Consider the following 20957-nt stretch of genomic DNA (forward strand, 5'->3'; position numbering starts at 1 on the left):
ACGCACTTTGTATAAATATATTTTGATAAAACGAATATATCTGCTATACTAAGTATATGAAATATATTAAGTATACTCAGTATAGTTCTTATATTAAAAGTATTTCGTATATTTAATATATTAGCTATATTCAGTATACTTAATATAACTAATATATTTTACGTGATAATTGGAGGGATAACATGTATTCATCAAGTGAAGAAACTTTAACAAAGAGAATGGGGCGAGTAATTATGCTGACAGCTCGTAAAGGTGGAACAGGAAAAACCACTGATAACGATTTGTTGGCAGTGGTTGCAAGTCAATTATTTGGGAAAAAAATATTGTTGATAGATTATGACCAACAAAGAAATACAACTTCGAATATTGGATCTACTTATCAAATTACTAGCTTCAATCGATCAATGGCTGCTGCTATCAAAAGTAACGATTGGGAATCTGGAATTACTCAAGTTAGCCCAAATTTATATATAATGGCTGGCTCCCCAGGATCAGAAGAACTGAATGAATATCTTTCACAAAAATATCCAGATAGACATAAGAGACATCTAGCATTTTTAGAGCCTTTAAAAAAATTAAGGGAACAATTTGATTATATTTTGATAGATTGTCCACCTTCAACTGATAATGTTGTTAGAGCATTTTTAACTGCTGCAGATTATATTGTTCCAATGCAAGAGCTTAAACGTTATGCAATGGAGGGGACTGAAGATTTTATAAATGAAGTTTTAGTACCAATTGTCACTAATTTTCCAGAAACAAATCTTCAAATTATTGGAATTTTACCTGTTTTATTTGCTGTCCGTAAGTCGTCACAAAATGCTAATTACAAAAAAACAGTAGATAAATATGGAGAAGCAAATATATTTAAAAGTATAGTAAAAGGATCTGATAGACTAGAAAACTATGGTGAATATGGTATACAGTTAAATGACTATGTTGACAGACGGTGGTGGGCTATCTTTGCTGATATATTTACTGAACTGGAAGAACGAATAGCCTATTATGAAAAAAATGGTGACATTGAAGGATTCGATTATACTCTAAAGTATGCCGACTCAATGGCAAATCGTATTCTTCCTGGAGGAAAGGAGATAGAAGTTAATGGCATTATTACCAACTAATAAAGATAAAAAGAAAATTGGCGCTGCCGATATTTCAATCAAAGACGATTTGAGTGTAGAACTAGGTGAGCACAAGTATACTGCAAAAGAACGAAAACCTGTACAGGTAGATCCACCTGTATTGAAAACAATTAGAGATATTAGTTACGTTAAAGATATTCCAATGTACGAAATTGTGAAACTAGCAATGGACGCCTATGTTGCTACACTTAATGATGAAGAAAAACAAATATATAATCGTCGATTAAATTCATAAAAATATACTAACTATATTAGATATACTTAATATAGTTAGTATATTTTTTTATATATGACTAAGTAACATTGGTTTGTTTTTCACTGTGAACTACTCACCACTTAGCTAAACATAGCGGTTCTTAACGCTTGAAGTGGGAGCTTCTTAGGAATAGAGCGTACTTGCAAGCTTATTTCTTTACTCACAGAGGTTTCTCTTCTTTACCAAGCTATCCCCGTAGTTCCTACGGTTCTTGATTTCACCTAAGATAACGCTTTCATTCTAAGACCTTCGGTCAGAATGTTTATACTAGCGTTTACATCTCGGTCATGATGAGAACAACAAATAGGACAAGTCCATTCTCTAATTTTGAGATGTTTCTTGCCATCCTTATGTCCACAATTGATTCATGGGTTACTAGAGAAAAAAGTGTCGAAAGCTTACCTACTACGTTTATCTATTCTTTATCATTATCTGCTGGAAAAAATATGTATGAAATATGTATGAAGTCTATAATGATTTACTAGCTATTCAGACAAAAAATGGCATTCAATTCAAGGAAAACATCGTAAAAAAATGACCAACTAGAAACTTCAATGATTGATAAATGTATATTTAGGTACACTCAAAAGACGCATAAATGATGTGCATTATAACCTTTAAGAGGTATTATATATTTATAAGTATATAACTTATAAGTGAAAAATGGATAGCTGATATCACTTACATTCCGACCTAGAGTAAATAGAAACGAACTAAAAATAGTTGAAAGAAGGTATTATGATGTGTACAAGTTTAACCTATCAATCTGGAAACAGTCATCATTTTTTAGCACGAACAATGGATTTTGGTTTTGAATTAAATGGACTTCCTATCTTTATTCCTAGACAGTATGAATGGAATGCTACGTCGAACACAACTAGAAAAACACGATTTGGTTTTATTGGCACAGGACGGAATCTAGACGGATATTTGTTAGCAGATGGTGTGAACGAACAGGGACTTGCGGTGGCAGAACTCTATTTCCTTGATGAAGCAAAATATAATGAATCAAGAGAAGGAAAGTTGAACATATCGCCTCATGGATTTATTATGTGGCTGCTGGGTGAAATTTCTAGTGTTGAGGAGTTAAAAAAACGTATTTTTGAAATAAATATAATTAATGAAGAAAACTCACTTTTGTCTTTAGTACTGCCTTTACATTATATTGTGACTGATAGAACAGGTATGACGGTAGTAGTCGAAACAAATACCGGAGAAATTGAATTGAAGGAAAATCCCGTTGGTGTAATGACTAACAGTCCTGAACTTGAATGGCATTTAAAAAATTTAAATAACTATCTTTCCATGCGTCCCACAAATTTTAAAGGAAAAAAAATAGGAGCCTATTCTACTAAACCATTTGGACAAGGTTCTGGTACATTTGGGATGCCTGGGGGACTAACGTCACCAGAACGTTTTGTACGAACTGGTTATTATAGACAGTTCACTCAAGCAGGGAAAACTACGGATGAAGCAGTGAGTGCGATTTTTCATATTTTAAATAGTGTCACGATTCCAAAAGGTGTAAATATTAAAAATGATGGATCAATAGATTATACACAATATCGTTCGATTTTAGATGTAGATGAGTTAACCTATTACTTTAATCCATATACTACCGAACAGGTGTACTCAGTTAAATTAGATGACGCGTTACTTTCTTCTGAAAAGCCGATTGAATTTACAGTTGATACTGAGTTTACTTCCGTTCAGTTAAACTAAAAAATATTTATCATTATTGTTAGAATTTTTAACTTTTACGGACTACCATTGAGCATATACGAAGAGTAACGTGCAAGCTTCATTGAATGTGAATGTGAGGATAAGGCACTAAAAATAGAAAAGAGAATGTTTATAAATGCGAAAAATGTAATAAGACATTCATTTTTCCTGAAGCCCGCTTTTCGATCGACGATAAGTAGGCTTCAATGAATGGATTACAATTCTCAAAGAGATTAGTCGGCCCAGATATATTTTTTCTATCATCAACAATATACTTGGAGTAATTATAGGGATTTCGTTGTTCTTTGATCCAGTTAGCTCGGCCTTAACAGCTAGTTATCTGATTGGTTTTTATTTTTTAATATTAGGATTAGAAGAAATCGTACTATCTTTTTAAAAATGTATACTATAAACTCCTGCATTACTAATCAACAACAATAAGTTCTATAGCTTTTCATATCTTATAAAAATAATGAACATTTAAAATAACAGTGTACCATGATGAAATTTGTCTAGATAATTTCATCATGGTACACTGTTATTTTAAATGTTTAGGAGGTTGAGATGGATATAAATTGTTTTATTGATAATGATGTGAAAAAAAAAATAGAAATACTTGATTATTTAAGAAATATCGAGGGGTATAAAAATGGTATTGAAATAGCTCATGAACTATCGATTGACCGGAAAACAAGTTACAAATATTTAGAGGAATTATTAATATTTGCAGAAGAACAAAAAGTATCGTCTTTGCTTGATTATGTTAAGGGAAAAGGTTATCGAATAAATGAAAATCATACGAAAGAATATTTATTTTTGAAAAAGAAAATGGTTGAATCTTGCTTTCCTATTATCTTTTTAATTAAGTTGTTATCGAAAGATGAAAGTTTGACTAACTTGATAGAAAAATATCATATAAGTGAAGCATTTATAAATAAAAAAATGTGTGACATGAGAAAAAATTTAGAAGAGTATAGTCTAACGATTGTTTATAAAAAAGGTTTTTTCTCTATTGAAGGACCAGAAAATAAGATCCGCTTTTTCTACTTTAATTTTCTATGGACTATTTATAGAGGATCTGAATGGAAGTACGCAGGAATATCACAAGACGAGCTATTAAAATCATTGAATCACTATATCGAAAAATTGGATATCCCAGTTAGCGGAAATGGTCGCTTACAAATTGCTTACTTCTTAGCAATAACTATTATTAGATATAATAGAAAAAAAGAAATTTCTGCTGATTTTTTTAACACGGAATATAGCACGCTATTTACGCTAATAGGTGAAGAAACAGGGTTACAGAAGTATTGGTTTGCTAAAATAAATAAAAGTAAGGTAGAAAGCAATTACTTTTTGGCATTTTTAAGTACTAGAGTGACATTTACATTAAAATATAGTGATCTTTATTTGGAGAATAATAATTATATTGAACATACTCAAGCTTGGTTGGCCACGCAAGAGGTTATTATGTATTTTGATAAAAATATTTGCTCATTGGATTCAGATAAAAAAGATGAATTTAAGAAATATCTCTATTCTATTAATTTATATGCTGATTTTTTTTATGACAAAAAAGATTCTTTAGAGTTTTTTCTAAATTCGAGTACAGAAAAATATTTAATCAGAACAACTAATATTTTCAATGAAATGTGTGAAAAACTTTATATAAAAACTGGATATTCACTTTTTGAAAAAGTTGAATATTTAGTGAATCAATACAGTTTAGCTTTAGCGAAAGTAGAAGATCTTACTTTCTTAGAGCCTCAAATATCTGTACTGGTAGATACTGATATGCCGTATAGTGAAACAAAAATCTTCTTAAGAGAACTATCTAATATAATGACGTTACACTTTAATGTCGTACTATGTGATAGATATAAAGATATTCAACTTGAACAAAAATATGATCTTTTAGTTACCACAACAGACATCAATTACAGTTTGGTCGAGCCTAAATTGAGATATGAGTATATTGCTTATGTAGATAGTAGTGTTTCATTAAAAGACTATAGACAGTTGGACCTAATACTTTTAGAAATATATGAATCAAAATTAAAAGAAATCTAGATTAGTTTTTTAATAGAATGTAAGATAAATTACTAAATTTAATTCTGTTAGGCTGTCTTATTTTGTAGGGGAGATTCTTGCTGTTGTAAACATAGCGAGGTCCTCTGTTTAGAGAAATGATGGGCACACAACGAGATTGGATTTGTGTTAATGCCGATTATAGATTGAATATACCCACAACAATGGAATATTCTTTCAATACAAGTTCATCGAACTTTACAGGAAACACAAAAAATTCAAAAATCAATTTTTAATCTAGAAGTCTTTGAAGAAAAAAAGAGATCAAAAAGCTGTAGTAATGTAATGACACCAAAAAGTTAGACTTTTTTGGAGTGGAGAAATCCACTCTTTTTTCATGCTCTAAAGTGATATTTTTACGCAAACGTTACGGCTGTTTTACGAAATTGGACGGGACTTTGCCAGTTGAATTTCTGTTTTATCCGTTCATTGTGTAGTAATAGATATAGTTATCGATGGCTGATTTTAATTCCTCGAAACAGTTATAAACTTTACTGTGAAAAATTTTGTATTCCTTCAATTTGTTTCTATAAGCTTTTATTTGATATGCCCAACCTTGATCTGAATGAAACGTACGACGATAAGGACAATCGTTAGAGGTCTGGATAGCTTCCTCCAAACATTCCATTATCGCTAATGCATTTGAAATGCATCGGACTTTTCATAGGTACGATAGGATAAAATTTCACTATTGAACATATCCATAAAAGGATCTAGATACAATTGCATCCAGCTTAAATAAAACAGAATACTTTTCCATAATTATATACGTTAGGCAGTCAATGGAGTATACTTTCATGGAAAAAGCTGCTGTAATTTAATTGCGAAATGTGAAGGTTTTGTATAAGAAAAGTGAGAACAAGGATCAGTCTATTCTCAGTAGGCTTATCCTTGTTCTCACTTTTCTTATGACAATTCGTAAATTTGATAATGGGGCATATACGCTTTACAAAAACAAGTTCTGGATTTTTGTAAAGAAATTCGATTAATCTGATTATACTATCTTAGTTTTTATTATTTACTTACTAGCTTAAAAAATTTTTTACAATTTAAAGAACTCACTAGCTTCATGTAAAATTTTCTTGATGTCTAGTAAAGCTTTTTTTTGTGCAAAATATCTCTTCATTTTATTTGAATCACCAGTCAATGTTTTTAACTGTTTATTTAAATTAACCAATTCGTTCTTTATTCTTTTTAAAATTTTTTCTTCATTATCTACCCATTTATCAAACTCTTTTTCATCTTTCGCAGCACTTTTATCTTCTAATTTATCAAGCTTTGTATCATTTTTAAGAATAGAGCCAATTGTTTCCAATGCATCCTGTTCTTCGGCATAGGCAACATCAATATTGTCAGTATTATCCATGTCAGTTAGATCATAATTCAAATTATTTATTTCCCCTTGAATCTTACTTAAAATATGGCTTTCTTTTTTTTCTAAATGTGTCATAAAATTACCTCTTTTCTATTTTAGATAGAATTGATTGTAAAGCATAGAGAATAGAAAAAAGAGAAAAAAATACACGATTAAAGTGTATTTTTTTCTTTCAACAAACTCTTGAATTCTAGATAATGTAATCATTACATTAGAATAGGAGTGTTTAGATGCAAGAAAAACATCAGTTTAAATTTAGTTTATTTTTATTAGGAATATTATCAATTTGGGCTTCATTAATTGCCTTTAGGAACCCTGTAAGTAGTTTAACTTCTATTGTAGTTTTGGTAAGTATCATATTAACTTTAAAAGGCATAGTTTTATTAGTTAACTTGAATGAAACAACGGGTTTCTTTGGAAATACTAAAGCGAATAATATTATTCTAGGAACTATTTATCTTATTATGGGGATTGGATTAGCACTTCATATTTGGCAAGGATTACTTCTTTTACCTTATGTTTTTGCTATTTGGTTTATTGTTAATTCAATTTTCTACTTATTTAATTCTTCCTATTTGAAAGAATTTAGTAAACCTCGATATATATTTTCACTAGTTATTAATATTATCGGAATTTTTATTGGTATCTCTTTATTATTTGATCCAATTTCTTCAGCAATCACAGCAAGCTTTTTACTAGGCTTCTATTTTTTAGTGTTAGGTATAGAAGAAATTGTCTTTGCTTTTTAACCAAACAATAGATATATAATTTAAATAAAGAGAGTGGAGGAATGTAGTGAACTCCAAAAGTTAACTTTTTCTGTCTAACTTTTGGGGGTAGGTACATATTAATCAGAAAAAATTCTGATTAATATTCCACTCTCTTTCGCATTATTTGATTACAATTATGACGTTTATGAAAAAGCTCAGCAAGGTTACACTTTGCTGAGCTTTTTGCTTATTGTATGTTCAAGAAGTTACTATTGATTATTGTTACGATTGATCCATTCCGTAGATAAAGTCATCGCAGCTCTTGCTGCTTTTGTTTGATCCAATACATTAACCATCACAAAATCGTGAATCATTCCTTGAAATCGGACTTGTGTGACGTCAACTTCAGCTTCACGTAATTTTCGTGCATAAGCTTCACCTTCGTCACGTAAAACGTCTGCTTCACCATTTAAAATCATTGCTTTTGGCAATCCTTTCAGTTCATCAAGAGTTGCTCGCAAAGGTGATGCAGTGATTTCTGCACGTTGTTTTTCATCAGTTGTATATTGATCCCAGAACCATTGCATACCTTCTTTTGTTAAGAAATAATTTTCTGCAAATTCGTTATAAGATTCCGTGTTAAATTTCGCGTCTGTTACAGGATAATACAATAATTGCTGGTTGATTGTCAGACCATTACGTTGTTTTGTCATAATCGTCATTACTGTGGCCATATTTCCACCAACAGAGTCACCTGCTACAGTTAAACGGGAAATGTCCATTTTTTTTGCTTCAGCCATTTCTGGTAATTGTTGTAAAATTGCGTAGTTTTGTTCAATGGCTGTTGGATATTTTGCTTCTGGAGATAATGTATACTCTGGAAATACCACAACTGAATTCGTTCGAACAGCTAATTCTCGCACTAATTTATCATGTGTTTTGGCACTACCAAATACCCAACCGGCACCATGGATATAAAAAATTACAGGTAGAGTAGCATAATTTCCAGCTGGTCGAATAAACCGGACATTGATTGAGCCATATTTTCCAGTATCCATCAGTTGATCTTCGATATCTACATTATATTTATTAACAGGAGATTCTTGTACCTCTTCGAGTAATGCACGTCCATCTTTTGGATCTAATTCATAGATACGTGGATGTGGGGCATTTGCCTCGCTAAAATCAATCGCTTCTTTTTCTAATGAAATTTGTTTTTCCATAATCAATCACTCCTTTAATTTATGTTTTTATTATAATCTCACACGATTTAATCGTCAAAGATAAAAACTTGTGTGAGTTACTTTTTTGTTTTAAACTAATGAATCAGTAGATAAGGAGATAATGTAATGGAAAATGAAAAAAAATTAACCCCTTTAAGTGATCATCTGTGCTTTTTGCTTTATGTTACATCTCGATCCGTTCAGCGTATGTACAATCCTTCTTTAGAAAAAAATGGATTGACTTATCCTCAATATCTGATTTTAGTTCTTCTTTATGATGTAGATTGTTTATCCATAAAAGCATTAGGTGAAAAGTTAGATTTATCAAGTAACACACTGACACCATTATTGAAAAGGATGGAACAACATGGATTAGTGAAACGTACAAGAAATACAGATGATGAACGCATTGTGTTAGTGACTATCACAGATTTTGGTAAACAGAAAAGACAAGATTCTTACGATCTTCCTGCTATTCTTTTAAATCATTCAAGCTTAACCGATTTAGAAATGAATGAGTTGACACGATTAATTGAGCGATTGCATGAAGATACAAAAGATGGATAATTTTTTATTATATGTGTAAGCACGCTCTAAAACTATAAAAGGACATTTTTAAGGGTGAAAAGTAAATATGGAAGTTGTAGTCAGATGGCATTTTATGCTTAATGATTATTTGTTAATATTAAAGAATGGAACTTAAAAAAGGTTCCGTATAACTAATCTGCAGACCCTCACTCTAAAAGAGTTTGTTGTTTTTCAAGTTACAATAAAGTGATATACTAATTAATCTTATAAATTGAAAGAAGAAGTAAAGTAATAGATTACTTCTTCTTTTGTGTATTTAGCTACTTCTTCTTTATCATTAAGAACATATGTTTTTGTAATACATAAAAGAAGAGAATTAGAAAATGTTTTTTTAAAGATTAAAAAAGTAGATAGCTTAGCTCAAAGAATATTATGTTGAAAGTTGCAGTTAAAGGAGAAAAGGGGACATAGATGTGCTAAATCAATTGAAAATTCCTAAAGAATTATTTAAATAAAGTATTTTAGGCGGTATTCGAATAAGAACATCCGAAAGGTATATCGAGAACGTTGAGAAAATTGAAACTGACGTGAAGAGTAACTTATATTTTTAGCTTTCTCATAAAAGAAAGCAATGTCCCGATTCTTCCTAATATAACATTAATAATGAATAAAGAAGCTATCGGAATGACATTACCGCAGTATTAGCTCCAATTCTTAAAATACTGCATGTGAAATGATAATAGTTAAAAAATAGTGTGGATGCCAGTATATATAAGAAAGCATAAAATTCTGATTTGCTCAATAAAGTACTATTCTAAGTATGTATTTTGATTATTTCCAAATCATCAGAATGATAATATATTGTTTACAGCTCCATTCTTAACAATAAAAAAATATTGGTTCTATATGTCAGACTAGAAAATTTCAACTAGTAGGAAGTAAATATGGCTAATCAGATTGAATCTACCTTGATTTATAAAAATTAGTGTTTTGCAAGGTTCTTGATTCTGGTCCCGAAAATAAATTGTAAAAAAATTTCAAACTATTCTATTATGTTAGGGAATTACAAAATCAAGTAGATGGTTAAATAAATGAAATTTTAAAACAAAATTTTAGAGATACCTTACCTAAACATTCTTGATTAATCTTCTAGAAATAGATTTCTGAAATTAATCAAGAAATTTTGGATATAATATTTAAATAAAGAAATACCTAAATCTATTATATAATCTGAGTTCTATGATTACTATTAATATCAAGTCTTTGAAATGTGAAACAGATCAATATTTATACCAATGGTGAAGATAAGGGAAGTGAAAGCAAAAATTCTCCTAGTAAAATAGACACTTCACAGAAAAAAAGCTATCTATTCTATTGACATATTTGAATAAGAGATAAAGCTTAGATAGATTTTTACAAAAAAAGTAACTTAAATGCAATAAAGGAAGGAAAGAAAAAAGTGAAAAAAAAACATATTTCAAAAATAGCTTCTGCTGTTCTTCTTTCTCAAATGCTATTGACAACACCGTTACAGGTATTAGCAGATGAACAGCTTTCAATACCAACCAGTCAATCTAGCACGATGAATAATCAGTCTGAAGAATCTACTTCAAGTAGTGATGAACAAACAGGAACGTCTACTACGCACACAACGACTGATTCCACAGAAAGTAGTACAGATCAAAGTACACCTGAGGATACGACATCTACAACAGAATCGGCTGAAAAGCCTACAGAAGACAGTACAACAGATTCAACGAGTACAACGGAATCCAGTAGTGAGTCTAAACCAGATGAAACCAAACCTAGTGAAACAAAGCCAAGTGAATCAAAACCAGAAAAGCCGAATACTGGTAGTTCTACGAATGAATCACAGACTCAGTCAACAACTGAACCTTCAAACAATCAAGTAAAAGCACCAAATGAAGAGCAGCAAGCTATCCCAGCAGAAAGCGAGTCAAAACCGTATCACCAAACGCCAACTGCGCCTATTCAAGAATTAGTTCCTTCAAGCAAAGAAACGGCTGAAGGAAACATTCATTTTGAAAAAGATGAGTCCGTAGAAAGCTTTGTCCGAAAAATCGGCGAATCTGCTCGCAAAGTAGGGCAGGAAAACGATTTATACGCTTCTGTCATAATTGCGCAAGCCATTTTGGAATCAGCTAGCGGCCAAAGTCTGTTAGCACAAGCACCGAACTACAATTTATTTGGAATAAAAGGTACGCATAACGGAAAAAGTGTTTCTTTTGCTACACAAGAGGATTTAGGTAACGGCACTCTTTACAACACACAAGCCACTTTTAGACAGTATGAAAACTATGAAGATAGCTTAAATGATTATGCACAGTTGCTTAAAGAAGGTTTGACTGGTAATAGTCAATTTTATAGTGGTGTATGGAAAACAAACGCAAAAACTTATCAAGAAGCAACCAAATTCTTAACTGGCAGATATGCAACTGATACGAAATACGATCAAAAACTAAATGGTTTGATCGAGACCTACCATTTAACGGACTACGACAAGGAAGTCGCAGGACCACAATTAAGTAAAGAAGGCTATATTGTACCAGTGAAAAACTATACGATTTCTAGTCCATTTGGTACTCGTGGGGGAGAATTTCATAGAGGATTAGATTTGGCAGCAGCACAAGGCGAGCCAATCTATGCCAGTAAAGCAGGAACGGTCGTTAAAGCAGAGTTTCACCCATCATGGGGGAATTATGTAGCTATTGAGCATGAAGACGGTACAACGGCTTTATATGCGCACCAACAAGAATATCAAGTCAAGGTTGGTGACAAAGTAAAACAAGGTCAGATCATTGGTTATGTTGGCTCGACAGGAAATAGCACAGGTAGCCATTTACATTTTGAATTATGTTTAGATCATAGTTTAAGTCAATCACAATTGGTTGATCCAGAAACGGTCTTATTCTAAAGAATAAGACCGTTTTTTATTTATACTACGAATCTGTTATCTGTATCATGAAAACAAACAATTATAAAATATTTTTCAAATTCAATGGCTAATGATGATTCAAGTGATGAAGCTAATAAAAGTGTAGCAATTAGTTTTGATGATGGACCTAAACAATCGACTACACCACAACTTTTTGAAATTATAAAGTTTAAAGATGTGCATGTTACATTTTTTCTATTAGGAAAAAATACAGAAAAATATTCTCAAATCGCTAAACAAGCCTCAGAAGAAGGTCATGAGATTGGAAATCATACTTTATGATCATGAAAACCAAAGTACCAATGATGCTATTAAACAAGCAACTGGTAAACAAGCACCCTATGGCTCTATTACGAGTGAAAATACCCTTGCCGTTAATAGACCATTTATTCAATGATCTGTAGATTTTGAAGATTGGAAGACAAACTTCGTTAATCTGTTTCTACATTGCTAAAATTTCAAGATACGCAATGTCTTTGCTGATATCAAATATATTGTTTAAAGTGTCGGGAGCCTTTGGTTTGCATTGTGTTCCAGAATATTAACCATATTGTATGAGTTTAAAGACAGATATTTGTTTAAACAATTAATAAATAGTGATTTTAAGGCAGTTTCGGTTGTTTGAGTGGGTACTTATCCATGAAATGTGCTTAAAAAATACCGTAAATATAACAAGCAAGTTATTTTTAGAAATTAGAATTTCACAAAGTTAAGGTGAAATTGGCTTGATAGTACGGATACTTATCGTAGCGATTATGTAAAATAAGAGGAAATACATCAATTAAATAAACAGATCCATACCCCTTGCGCCTTTGTTACGAGTTTTAGAAATATTATTCTTTACTAAAACTATATTCTACTTGATTAGCATCCACGAGGCGGTTACCTTGATCGTCTACCCAATAGAATTCTTTTTTATACTGATCACTTTGAATCGTTGTTTTCCTTGTCTATATCGAACAAGGGAAGATTGCGAAAGTGCAAGTATAAAATGTTAATATACCAATGTTTATAAGCTGATTAAAAATAGGTATTTAATCATTGAATGCTATTTTGAATGCCATAAGTTTAAAAAGCCATGTAGTTAGCAAATTGTTCAGCTGTTTCGTTCTGTTTTGCTTCAGTAACCATGATGTAAATGTCTGTGGTTACTTTGGTTGACTTATGTCCTAGGCGTTGTGATACGTCCTTGATACTAGCGCCACTTTCAAAGAGAAGTGATGCATTGGTCTTTCTAAAATCATGAACTTTAATAATTTTCATGTCTGGAAAGTGCTTGTGTACCTTTTTTAAAACATTATTTGGATAAGATTTATACAGATAAGCATTATCTCGATATAAAACAGAGTTGCAAAAAACCACATTTTTATGGAAATCTTTTTCTCTTTCACCGAGTCGGAGTTTTTCCTGTAAAATGTGGTTTTTCCATTCTTTGAGAATACTCATAGTTTGATTATCAACTTTGACTATCCGATTAGAAGATTCTGTTTTTGTATCCTGTACAAGCAAGTCTCCGTTTTGAAGTTCGACTAAAGTTTTATTTATTGTAATAGTGTTATTTGAAAAATCTATATCTTTCCAAGTTAAAGCCAATGCTTCACCTTTTCTTAATCCTACAAAAGCTAAAACTCGAAAGAACGTATAAGCTCGTCTTTCTTTTAAACGCAATAGACACGTAAAAAAATGTTTTAGTTCACTTTTAGTGTAATAATTATCAGTCGTCTTTTTTGCTGTTTGTTTTTTCTTAGGTGTAATGGTTCGTTCCATAGGATTATCAGCAATAGCATCAATTAAAACACCGTATTTAAGCACCATATTTACATGGGTGCGAAGATGTTTATAAGTCGCTAAAGATTCTGCCCAACTATTTAGTACTTTTTGGCAGTATAAAGGTGTTATATCACTGATTTTAAGTACTCCAAAATGTTTCAAGATATGGTTTTCAAAATGAATTTTAATACGTTGTTGTGTAGTTATTTTAATATCTTTTGAATGTTGCTCAAACCACAAATTGTATAATTGATTAAAGGTCATATTTTTATGGTTAGACAAATCATTTTTTTCAAAGTCTACTTGTAAACGAGATAATGCAAGTTGGGCTTCTTTTTTTGTTCTGAAATTTCTTCTAGTTATTTTAATTGATTTTTTTGTGACAGGGTCAATTCCTAAGTAAGCTTGGAAAGACCATGCCTTACTACCATCTTTTTTTGAATATTGTTTAAATGTTGCCATAAATGTCTCGTTATCTATTACGTGGGGCGTATAGGAGAATTGAAAGAAAAAAGCATTCTAACCGTTGCAGGGAAAGAATGCCTAAAGCAATAAATAAGTTTAAAAATTAGGATAGGATAAGTATAACACAAGTTGATTAATTCTTCTATGTACTGAATAAGTCCCTCTTTTCGTTGAAGGAGAAATAGAATGCATTATTATGAGTATGGTGAGGTCGTGAAGCGTGTTGAAGGACTGAATAGTATTTAGTTCCTTAAAACGTTGGCGAAAGCTCATAGAACAGCGTACAGATATGAAATTTAAGTTTTCAACTAAAAGAATTGGAAGAAAAAGTGCAACGGTTATGTATCTTTTTAGTGAAGAAGATATTTTAAAGTTACAACAGGTTGCAAACCTAAAAAATGAACTTGGACTGGAAAAAGCGATTGTACAAGCCTTTTCCAGTCAAGAGAAAAAAATGAATATGGAAGAAGAATTAGATGGTTTAAAAGAAGCTGTACAAGTTTTAATTAAGGTTTCAAAGACGTATAGCAGAGAAATTGAAGGATTAAAAAGAGAAGTTAGAGAACTACAACAAGAAGGAGTGATGAAGAAAAAACGAAAGTTTTTTCATTAGAAAATGCTGGCGACAAGCACTTCAATTTTGAGCGACTGCCTCAAGCAGGGTAGCTCAAAATTTGAAGCTTAGCGATGGCGATAAATTTTCTGAAAAATAGAGAAATAGGGGTGTATAGTAACACCACCCTCTAGAATAGAGACAAAACTGGTGTAGAAACCGTCAAATTAACGTTTTAGACGTTCAAGCTTTGGCAAAAACATCCCTTGTTTTTTTCTCTGGAAAAAGGTGGAAAATGACAACGCAGAAAAAGCTACATGCATTGATAGATTGGTTGCAAATACAAGTGCTAAATAAAGAAGAGTTACAAGAAGTGGTGGAAGAGTTACTTGAGATACCTTTTGATTATTTTGTAGAGAGAAAAGGCCAATTGACATATTATAGCTACAACCGAGTAATTGAATACGCAAATATTCGAATATACTTTCGTTCGGAGAACGAAAAAGAAAGCGAAGATGGCGATTGTATGATTATTATTGATGGTACAGGCATGAGATTTCTTCAAGAAATCTATTTACCAGAAAAAGGAATCACGCTTAAAGTTTTTTTAAAACAATTGTTATCAAATAAACGATGGCGTATGAAGGTAACAAGAGTTGATGCCACTATCGATGATTTTAATGAAATTCCTTATTTTACTCCTAAACAATTATTGAAAATATGTGAAAAGAAACAATTTTTCTATGGGAAAAGTACCACATATGATGTATATGGTCAAGAAACCAAAGAAAAAGGAATGACCTTGTATTTAAAACCTCCTAATGCAGATGATCGGATAAAAATTTATGACAAACAAGCCGAACGTGCAAAAGCAAGTGGGTTAAGAAAAAAAGACCTGCCTCCATGGATACGTGTAGAAATTGCATTTAGAAGAGAAAAGGCACAGAAATTTGTTTTGTATTATCTTGCATACGATTATGCATTGATTGATGTAATCAAAGGATATTTAAAAGAAAAAGTAAAATTTTTTTCAGATACTCAAATGATACAACCGCTCAGAAAATGGGAACGATTTTTAGGGAAATCTCTCCCAGTAAGTATTTCGGTTCCCAAAGAAGATTCTGAATTAACTCAAAAATTTAGATGGTACTTTTATCAGGGAGCTTATCCAGTTTATCATGCATATCATTATTGTTTAAAGAATAAGTTACTCAATGAGTATGAATTAGAAGAATTTAAGCGAATGCAAACAAGTATGGAATTGGAGGGAATCTTTTCTCCACAATTAACCAGTGAATTGATTAAACGAGCAACAGAAAAAGGGCGAATTGAGTTAATTCCAGAATTGAAACATTTAATAAAACAACCAAAAATAAAAGAATATAGAGAAATGAGGAAATGAACATGGCAAAAATGTTATCAATAAGAGATTTTGATTTAGCAGCAATTGGCACATTGTTTGAAGTAGATGAAGTGATGCCAAAATTTGCGACAGAAGAGCGAAAGGATAGTACAGGAGCTGTTATTTTAGATACAGAAGGTAGACCAAGAAAGTTTAGTACGGCTGAAATTGTCGGTTATAAATATTCCGTCACTATCTTAGATGGAGCCTTTCGAAAAAAATCAACACAAGTGACGATTGATGGATTGGGTGAAGTGATTACGAATGAAGAGATTCAAAAACGTGATAGTGCAAAATGTCGTTTTAAAAATCTAATGGTTTCTATGTCAGGGAATCCAATGTATTATAAAGCAGAAGAAATGAACCTTCTCTCACAAGAAGAAACAAAAAAATAAGAATTATCACAGGAAGGGGCTAAAAGTTTAGCCTCTTTTATTTTATTATTTTGAATAGTTATGGGTATAATTAAGTTGCTCATTTGTGAGCAAAAGAATTTAGGAGGGAAAGAATTATGGCAGGTACAGTAGCAGTAACACCCGAGCAACTAAAATCTCAAGCAAAAGTTTATTCACAAGCATCTTCTCAAATCCAAGATGCTATCCGCAAAGTGAATTCAATGAATCAACAAATTGCTCAAGAGTGGAAAGGACAAGCTTTTCAAGCCTATCTTGAACAATACAACCAACTAGAAGGCAATGTTAAACAAATGGAACAATTGCTAGAAAGTATCAATCAACAATTAAACAAATATGCGGATACTGTTGCAGAACGTGATCGTCAAGACGCAAGTTCGTTTGGATTTTAATTTAGTGAGTGATAGAAGCGCTAGAGCAATAAATTGCACTAGCGCTTTTTCTAAAGGAGAGAAGATAATGGACAGAAAAATTAAAAAAAGTATCCCTTTTTCCTTGGCAATTCTAGCAAGTTTCTTGTTATTGCTTTTTTTCATTCAAATAGGGTTTAAAGATGACACTGTTACTAGAAGTAGTAATGACCAGACAATGAAAATGCAATACGCTCTAGTCAATGAAGATAAAGGCGCAAGTTTTGAAGGAAAACGTTATGCATTAGGCTCTGATTTTGTCACATTAATTAATAAAGATACAATTAATCGCTGGGAAACTACCACTCGAAATATTGCAACAGCTGGGGTTGAAAATGGTCAATTTGATGCTCAAATTATTATTCCTCAAGATTTTTCTGAAAAACTATTATCATTACAAGCGGTTAACCCTGAACAAGTATCTATTGAGTATCAAGTACGAGATGGACAAAACGAATTGATGAATCAAGCAATCCAGGATAAAGTAAATACTATTTTAAAAGATTTTAATCAACGAGTGATCCAAATGTATTTTTCAAGTATTGTTGGAAATTTAGTCACAGCACAACAAAATGTTAACCAAATTACTGATACACAAGTATTGTATCAAAAACAATTAGAAGAAAATGTGTATCAACCATTTAAAGAAATTCCAACGAATTATACAACAGTTTTAAGTACAGCTAGTATTTTAGACGAAGATAATAAATCGTTTACGACAGAACAAGAAGCATTTGTAAAATCGGTTCAGACATTATTAGAGGACAACAACAAAAGCTTGGAGTCAAGCAAAGAGACAACAACTGCTGTGAAAAAATCGGTTGATGATTATTCAAAAGAAGCAAATAAAAAAATTAAAAAGTCAGTTGAGCAATTTAATGAACAATTTGAACGACAAAAAGAACAACTACGGAAACAATGGCAAGAAGATGAGACAAATTATAAACATCAATTTGATCAATTAAATACTATAACTACTAATCAGTTTGAGGGGTTCTATAGACAAAGTGAACAAGGAGATTCAGGAGTTTACGCTGATTTTCTAACAGAATCTAAATTGTTTCAAGTAACACAAAGTAATCGAATAAGGGAACTACAAGAAGAAATTGCAGAATTACATACGAGAGTAGAACAGTTAACTGCGCTTAAAAAACAGATTTCGACCAAATACTATAACGATTCTGAAGCAACACCTGAGACAGTAACCGATGCTCAAATTAGACAGGCAATTATTCAATTGATTACTAACGGAAAAGAAGGTGTTCCTAAGTTGAATAAAAATTACAAAGAAACGATTAACAATATTTTAGAAAATGTTCCAGTAGAAAGTCTTAAACAACTCACAGATGAATTAGTGAAGAAACATGTATTAAGTAAAGATCAAGCAGCTGTTTTTTATGATGAATTAACAATTGTCAATAAGTATGCAACGGATTTTGAAAAGCCCGTAGGTACAGATGTGTACTTTTCTTATTTAGATACGAAACCAACACAACCTGAGATTATTCAAATTAATTCACAAATGATAACACTATCTTTAGATACAGCTAAAGATAATATTGTTATTGTACAAGGAAAAGATTCGAGTCAAGGGAATATAACTTTTACATTAGATGATAATAAAGTTCAAGAGATACAGACATTTTTAAATAATCAATTAAAACCATATGATTATCAAACATCAATTACCTCAATTTCAGCTGCAGGGAATAGTTTTACTATTGCAAAGCCAACAAAAATAAGTGATATAGAATCTAAAAATAATAATAAAAAAGATCAACCCGCAGAAAATAATGAAATGAAGATACCTGCAACAATGAGTTTATCAGTTAATCTTCCACTTGATTGGTATTTAACAGAAGAACAACAGAAAACTAGTTATAATACTGTTGATTATACTTGGTCTGTAAACGGGAATCTACAAGAGGATAAATTTTTTGCGTGTTATGTAGCCATGGATCAACCTTTAGTTAATGATATACCAGAAATAATGAAACAGTTTCAACAGTTGGATACGACAGCACAACAAATTGTGACATTATACGGTACTCCTAATCAAAGTTTATCAATTCGGGAGTATGCAGCAATGCTTCAGGTCCCCGAAAATCAAACAAAAACAATTGAAGAATTAGCAGGAAAAGAATCTATTTATTGGCTGTACGATAATATCACGGATGAAGAACAACAGAAAATGATTACAGAACGCCTTTTAGCAGAATATAAAAAAACAGGAAATCAATTATATCGAGAAACAGATGAACAAATTAATCAATTAAAACAATTAATTGGTACTGAAACAGATCAAAATACAGTCGGCAATCCAGCAACGCTATATGGAACCTTAAATTTAATGACGATACCCGATAAATTATTGCAAGAAGCGGAGAAATTAAATACATGGTTTGATGAAGCAACGAAACAAGTAAATGCGACATATGCTACTTGGCAAGTAGCTGGAAAAGTGGAAGCTACTTCTGTAATTGATGAAAAAAATCCACATCCAGAAGAAAATCAAACCACCCCTTTAGACGTAGAAACAGAAAATTTAGTTAAAATAATGCAAACGTTAATGCAAACAACAAAAGAAACAAGCTTAACAACAGCTGATTCAGCAGCTAAAGTCAAAGATGTTGCCCCGACTATCAAAGAATTGAAAACCTCAACAACCAAAGTTCAAGATCATGCACAAAATATCCTGACGAACTTAAATAACTCAATTGATGAATCGAAGAAAACAACAAAAGAAAATGAAGAGTACGCGAAGACCTTTGAAAAAGTGCTAGCAAACACACGCGACGGCGGTGCCGATAATCCTAAAGTGTTTAGTTTTCTTTCAAGTCCGATTCAGGGAGAAGGGGTGTTTGGTAAAACACATCTACCGTCACTAATCCCTTATTACGCTACGTTAATCAGTGCTCTTTTGACATTAGTTATCGCATTAACTTTACAAGGCTTTATGAAGAAGAGAGCTGTCACTGCGGCGGATGCTTTGATTGAACCAACGAGAGTTTGGCAAAATGTCCCTAATCTGCTATTGTCTTTGATTGCTGTTATTTTACTTGCAAGTGTATTTTCACTTTTATTGATGCATAATGTGTCAACGACCAATAGTTTCGCTTGGTTTAGTTACAGTTTCTTGGTATTTGCCAGTGGTGCATTATTAGTGTTAGCTTGTCTGCGTCAATTCAAAAAGCTTACGTTATATATTTATGGTGCTATCTTAGGTTTATTCTTCATGATAACTCCTTTATTGGGAATCGAAACTAAACCAGGTTCCTTGAGCAATTGGCTTTATCGGTTATCACCACTTCAAAATATTCAAAATGGATTCACTGCCTTAGTAAATGACGTACAAATTGGTTGGATTAGTTATTTGGTTTTAATCGTTATGCTCATTTTAGGTGTGGTACTGAATTTGGTGGTGCGACCGGAGGAACAAAAATGAGAAAAATAGTAAAAATAATATTTGTTCTAAGTGTTAGTTTTATCTATTTATTGTTTCCAATTAAAATGACAGAGGCGGAAACAGCAGGAGCTTTAAAAGTGAACAATCAAGTTATTTATCAAGATAATACACAGGGTAGAAGTTCAGAAACGACTTTTGTTATACCTGACTTGTTTTTACCTGAAAAGATAAAGTTGGAAAAGGCGACAACTAGTAAGAAAGAACAAATTGTTACTGTAGCAAAAAAAGATGTATTTATAAATGACGAAAATACAGAAGAAAACGACATTGAGCAAAAAATCAATCCTTACCTATTTAAAAATATGCAGACGGTAACTACTCCAGAAATAGTTGAATCTGCTAATACTCAGAAAGAGTTACCTACTAAATTTTGGTCATATGGAGGGATTTTTTTAGGAGGCGTAGTGATTTTATTGTTTGGTATTTTTTTAGGTAGCCGCTTTTCATACCATCGAATACAAACAGGAAAATAAGG

General features: G+C 31.8%; 18 protein-coding genes and 2 pseudogenes. 15 read left to right on the forward strand and 5 right to left on the reverse strand.

The window, feature by feature from the left end; translation table 11 throughout:
• Positions 1-182 precede the first annotated feature (182 nt).
• The gene (locus AC4BD1_RS12455; protein ID WP_490486073.1) at positions 183-1124 is read left to right on the forward strand and encodes an AAA family ATPase; all 942 of its coding nucleotides are present in this window, start codon (positions 183-185) and stop codon (positions 1122-1124) included.
• Positions 1105-1380 (forward strand): DNA segregation protein PrgO, encoded by a 276-nt coding sequence (prgO, locus tag AC4BD1_RS12460; RefSeq protein WP_490486074.1) that lies wholly within the window; start codon positions 1105-1107, stop codon positions 1378-1380. Before AC4BD1_RS12455 ends, prgO begins: the two co-directional genes overlap by 20 nt.
• 242 nt (positions 1381-1622) lie before the next feature.
• Here the strand turns inward: prgO and AC4BD1_RS12465 are convergent.
• A pseudogene (locus tag AC4BD1_RS12465) lies at positions 1623-1763 on the reverse strand (zinc ribbon domain-containing protein); the annotation flags it as partial.
• A 379-nt stretch (positions 1764-2142) separates the two neighbouring features.
• On the opposite strand from AC4BD1_RS12465, the gene AC4BD1_RS12470 reads away from it, so the two are divergent.
• From AC4BD1_RS12470 to AC4BD1_RS12480, 3 genes are all read left to right on the forward strand, one after another.
• Positions 2143-3123: a choloylglycine hydrolase family protein gene (locus AC4BD1_RS12470; protein ID WP_490486075.1), complete on the forward strand. Its 981-nt coding sequence runs from the start codon at positions 2143-2145 to the stop codon at positions 3121-3123.
• A gap of 283 nt (positions 3124-3406) precedes the next feature.
• Positions 3407-3520, forward strand: coding sequence for a DUF308 domain-containing protein (locus AC4BD1_RS12475; protein ID WP_206911203.1), 114 nt, complete (start codon positions 3407-3409; stop codon positions 3518-3520).
• Between the two features lie 167 nt (positions 3521-3687).
• Positions 3688-5193: a helix-turn-helix domain-containing protein gene (locus AC4BD1_RS12480; RefSeq protein ID WP_490486076.1), complete on the forward strand. Its 1506-nt coding sequence runs from the start codon at positions 3688-3690 to the stop codon at positions 5191-5193.
• 374 nt (positions 5194-5567) lie between these two features.
• Here AC4BD1_RS12480 and AC4BD1_RS12485 read toward each other — a convergent pair.
• Together AC4BD1_RS12485 and AC4BD1_RS12490 are read right to left on the reverse strand one after the other, a co-directional pair.
• A pseudogene (locus tag AC4BD1_RS12485) lies at positions 5568-5937 on the reverse strand (DDE-type integrase/transposase/recombinase); the annotation flags it as partial.
• A gap of 316 nt (positions 5938-6253) precedes the next feature.
• On the reverse strand, positions 6254-6661 hold the full coding sequence (locus tag AC4BD1_RS12490) for a hypothetical protein (RefSeq protein ID WP_206911229.1): 408 nt from the start codon (positions 6659-6661) through the stop codon (positions 6254-6256).
• Positions 6662-6816: 155 nt separating this feature from the next.
• Between AC4BD1_RS12490 and AC4BD1_RS12495 the strand changes: the two genes are divergently transcribed.
• Positions 6817-7335 (forward strand): HdeD family acid-resistance protein, encoded by a 519-nt coding sequence (locus tag AC4BD1_RS12495; protein ID WP_490486077.1) that lies wholly within the window; start codon positions 6817-6819, stop codon positions 7333-7335.
• 230 nt (positions 7336-7565) lie between these two features.
• On the opposite strand, the gene AC4BD1_RS12500 is transcribed toward AC4BD1_RS12495, so the two are convergent.
• Positions 7566-8519 carry an alpha/beta hydrolase gene (locus tag AC4BD1_RS12500; protein ID WP_490486078.1) on the reverse strand — a complete coding sequence of 318 codons (954 nt, stop codon included), beginning with the start codon at positions 8517-8519 and terminating at the stop codon, positions 7566-7568.
• A gap of 126 nt (positions 8520-8645) precedes the next feature.
• On the opposite strand from AC4BD1_RS12500, the gene AC4BD1_RS12505 reads away from it, so the two are divergent.
• The 3 genes from AC4BD1_RS12505 to AC4BD1_RS12515 all read left to right on the forward strand — a co-directional run bounded on the left by AC4BD1_RS12505 (position 8646) and on the right by AC4BD1_RS12515 (position 12285).
• Positions 8646-9086, forward strand: coding sequence for a MarR family winged helix-turn-helix transcriptional regulator (locus AC4BD1_RS12505; protein ID WP_490467331.1), 441 nt, complete (start codon positions 8646-8648; stop codon positions 9084-9086).
• Between the two features lie 1420 nt (positions 9087-10506).
• Positions 10507-11982: a glucosaminidase domain-containing protein gene (locus AC4BD1_RS12510; protein ID WP_490486079.1), complete on the forward strand. Its 1476-nt coding sequence runs from the start codon at positions 10507-10509 to the stop codon at positions 11980-11982.
• An 84-nt stretch (positions 11983-12066) separates the two neighbouring features.
• The gene (locus tag AC4BD1_RS12515) at positions 12067-12285 is read left to right on the forward strand and encodes a polysaccharide deacetylase family protein (protein ID WP_490486080.1); all 219 of its coding nucleotides are present in this window, start codon (positions 12067-12069) and stop codon (positions 12283-12285) included.
• A gap of 786 nt (positions 12286-13071) precedes the next feature.
• Here AC4BD1_RS12515 and AC4BD1_RS12520 read toward each other — a convergent pair.
• Positions 13072-14235 carry a site-specific integrase gene (locus tag AC4BD1_RS12520; RefSeq protein WP_490486081.1) on the reverse strand — a complete coding sequence of 388 codons (1164 nt, stop codon included), beginning with the start codon at positions 14233-14235 and terminating at the stop codon, positions 13072-13074.
• A gap of 292 nt (positions 14236-14527) precedes the next feature.
• Between AC4BD1_RS12520 and AC4BD1_RS12525 the strand changes: the two genes are divergently transcribed.
• The 6 genes from AC4BD1_RS12525 (at position 14528) to AC4BD1_RS12550 (ending at position 20955) form a co-directional block, all read left to right on the forward strand.
• On the forward strand, positions 14528-14851 hold the full coding sequence (locus AC4BD1_RS12525) for a hypothetical protein (protein ID WP_490486082.1): 324 nt from the start codon (positions 14528-14530) through the stop codon (positions 14849-14851).
• 235 nt (positions 14852-15086) lie between these two features.
• Positions 15087-16193: a replication initiation factor domain-containing protein gene (locus AC4BD1_RS12530; RefSeq protein ID WP_490486083.1), complete on the forward strand. Its 1107-nt coding sequence runs from the start codon at positions 15087-15089 to the stop codon at positions 16191-16193.
• A gap of 2 nt (positions 16194-16195) precedes the next feature.
• Complete coding sequence (locus AC4BD1_RS12535; protein WP_490486084.1) at positions 16196-16588, forward strand: hypothetical protein; 393 nt, start codon at positions 16196-16198, stop codon at positions 16586-16588.
• Positions 16589-16704: 116 nt separating this feature from the next.
• Positions 16705-16998, forward strand: coding sequence for a WXG100 family type VII secretion target (locus AC4BD1_RS12540; protein WP_016627689.1), 294 nt, complete (start codon positions 16705-16707; stop codon positions 16996-16998).
• A gap of 67 nt (positions 16999-17065) precedes the next feature.
• On the forward strand, positions 17066-20461 hold the full coding sequence (esaA, locus tag AC4BD1_RS12545) for a type VII secretion protein EsaA (RefSeq protein ID WP_490486085.1): 3396 nt from the start codon (positions 17066-17068) through the stop codon (positions 20459-20461).
• On the forward strand, positions 20458-20955 hold the full coding sequence (locus AC4BD1_RS12550) for a hypothetical protein (protein ID WP_490486086.1): 498 nt from the start codon (positions 20458-20460) through the stop codon (positions 20953-20955). Before esaA ends, AC4BD1_RS12550 begins: the two co-directional genes overlap by 4 nt.
• The last annotated feature ends 2 nt before the right edge of the window (positions 20956-20957 follow it).

The organism is Enterococcus sp. DJ147D b (genome assembly GCF_058216655.1).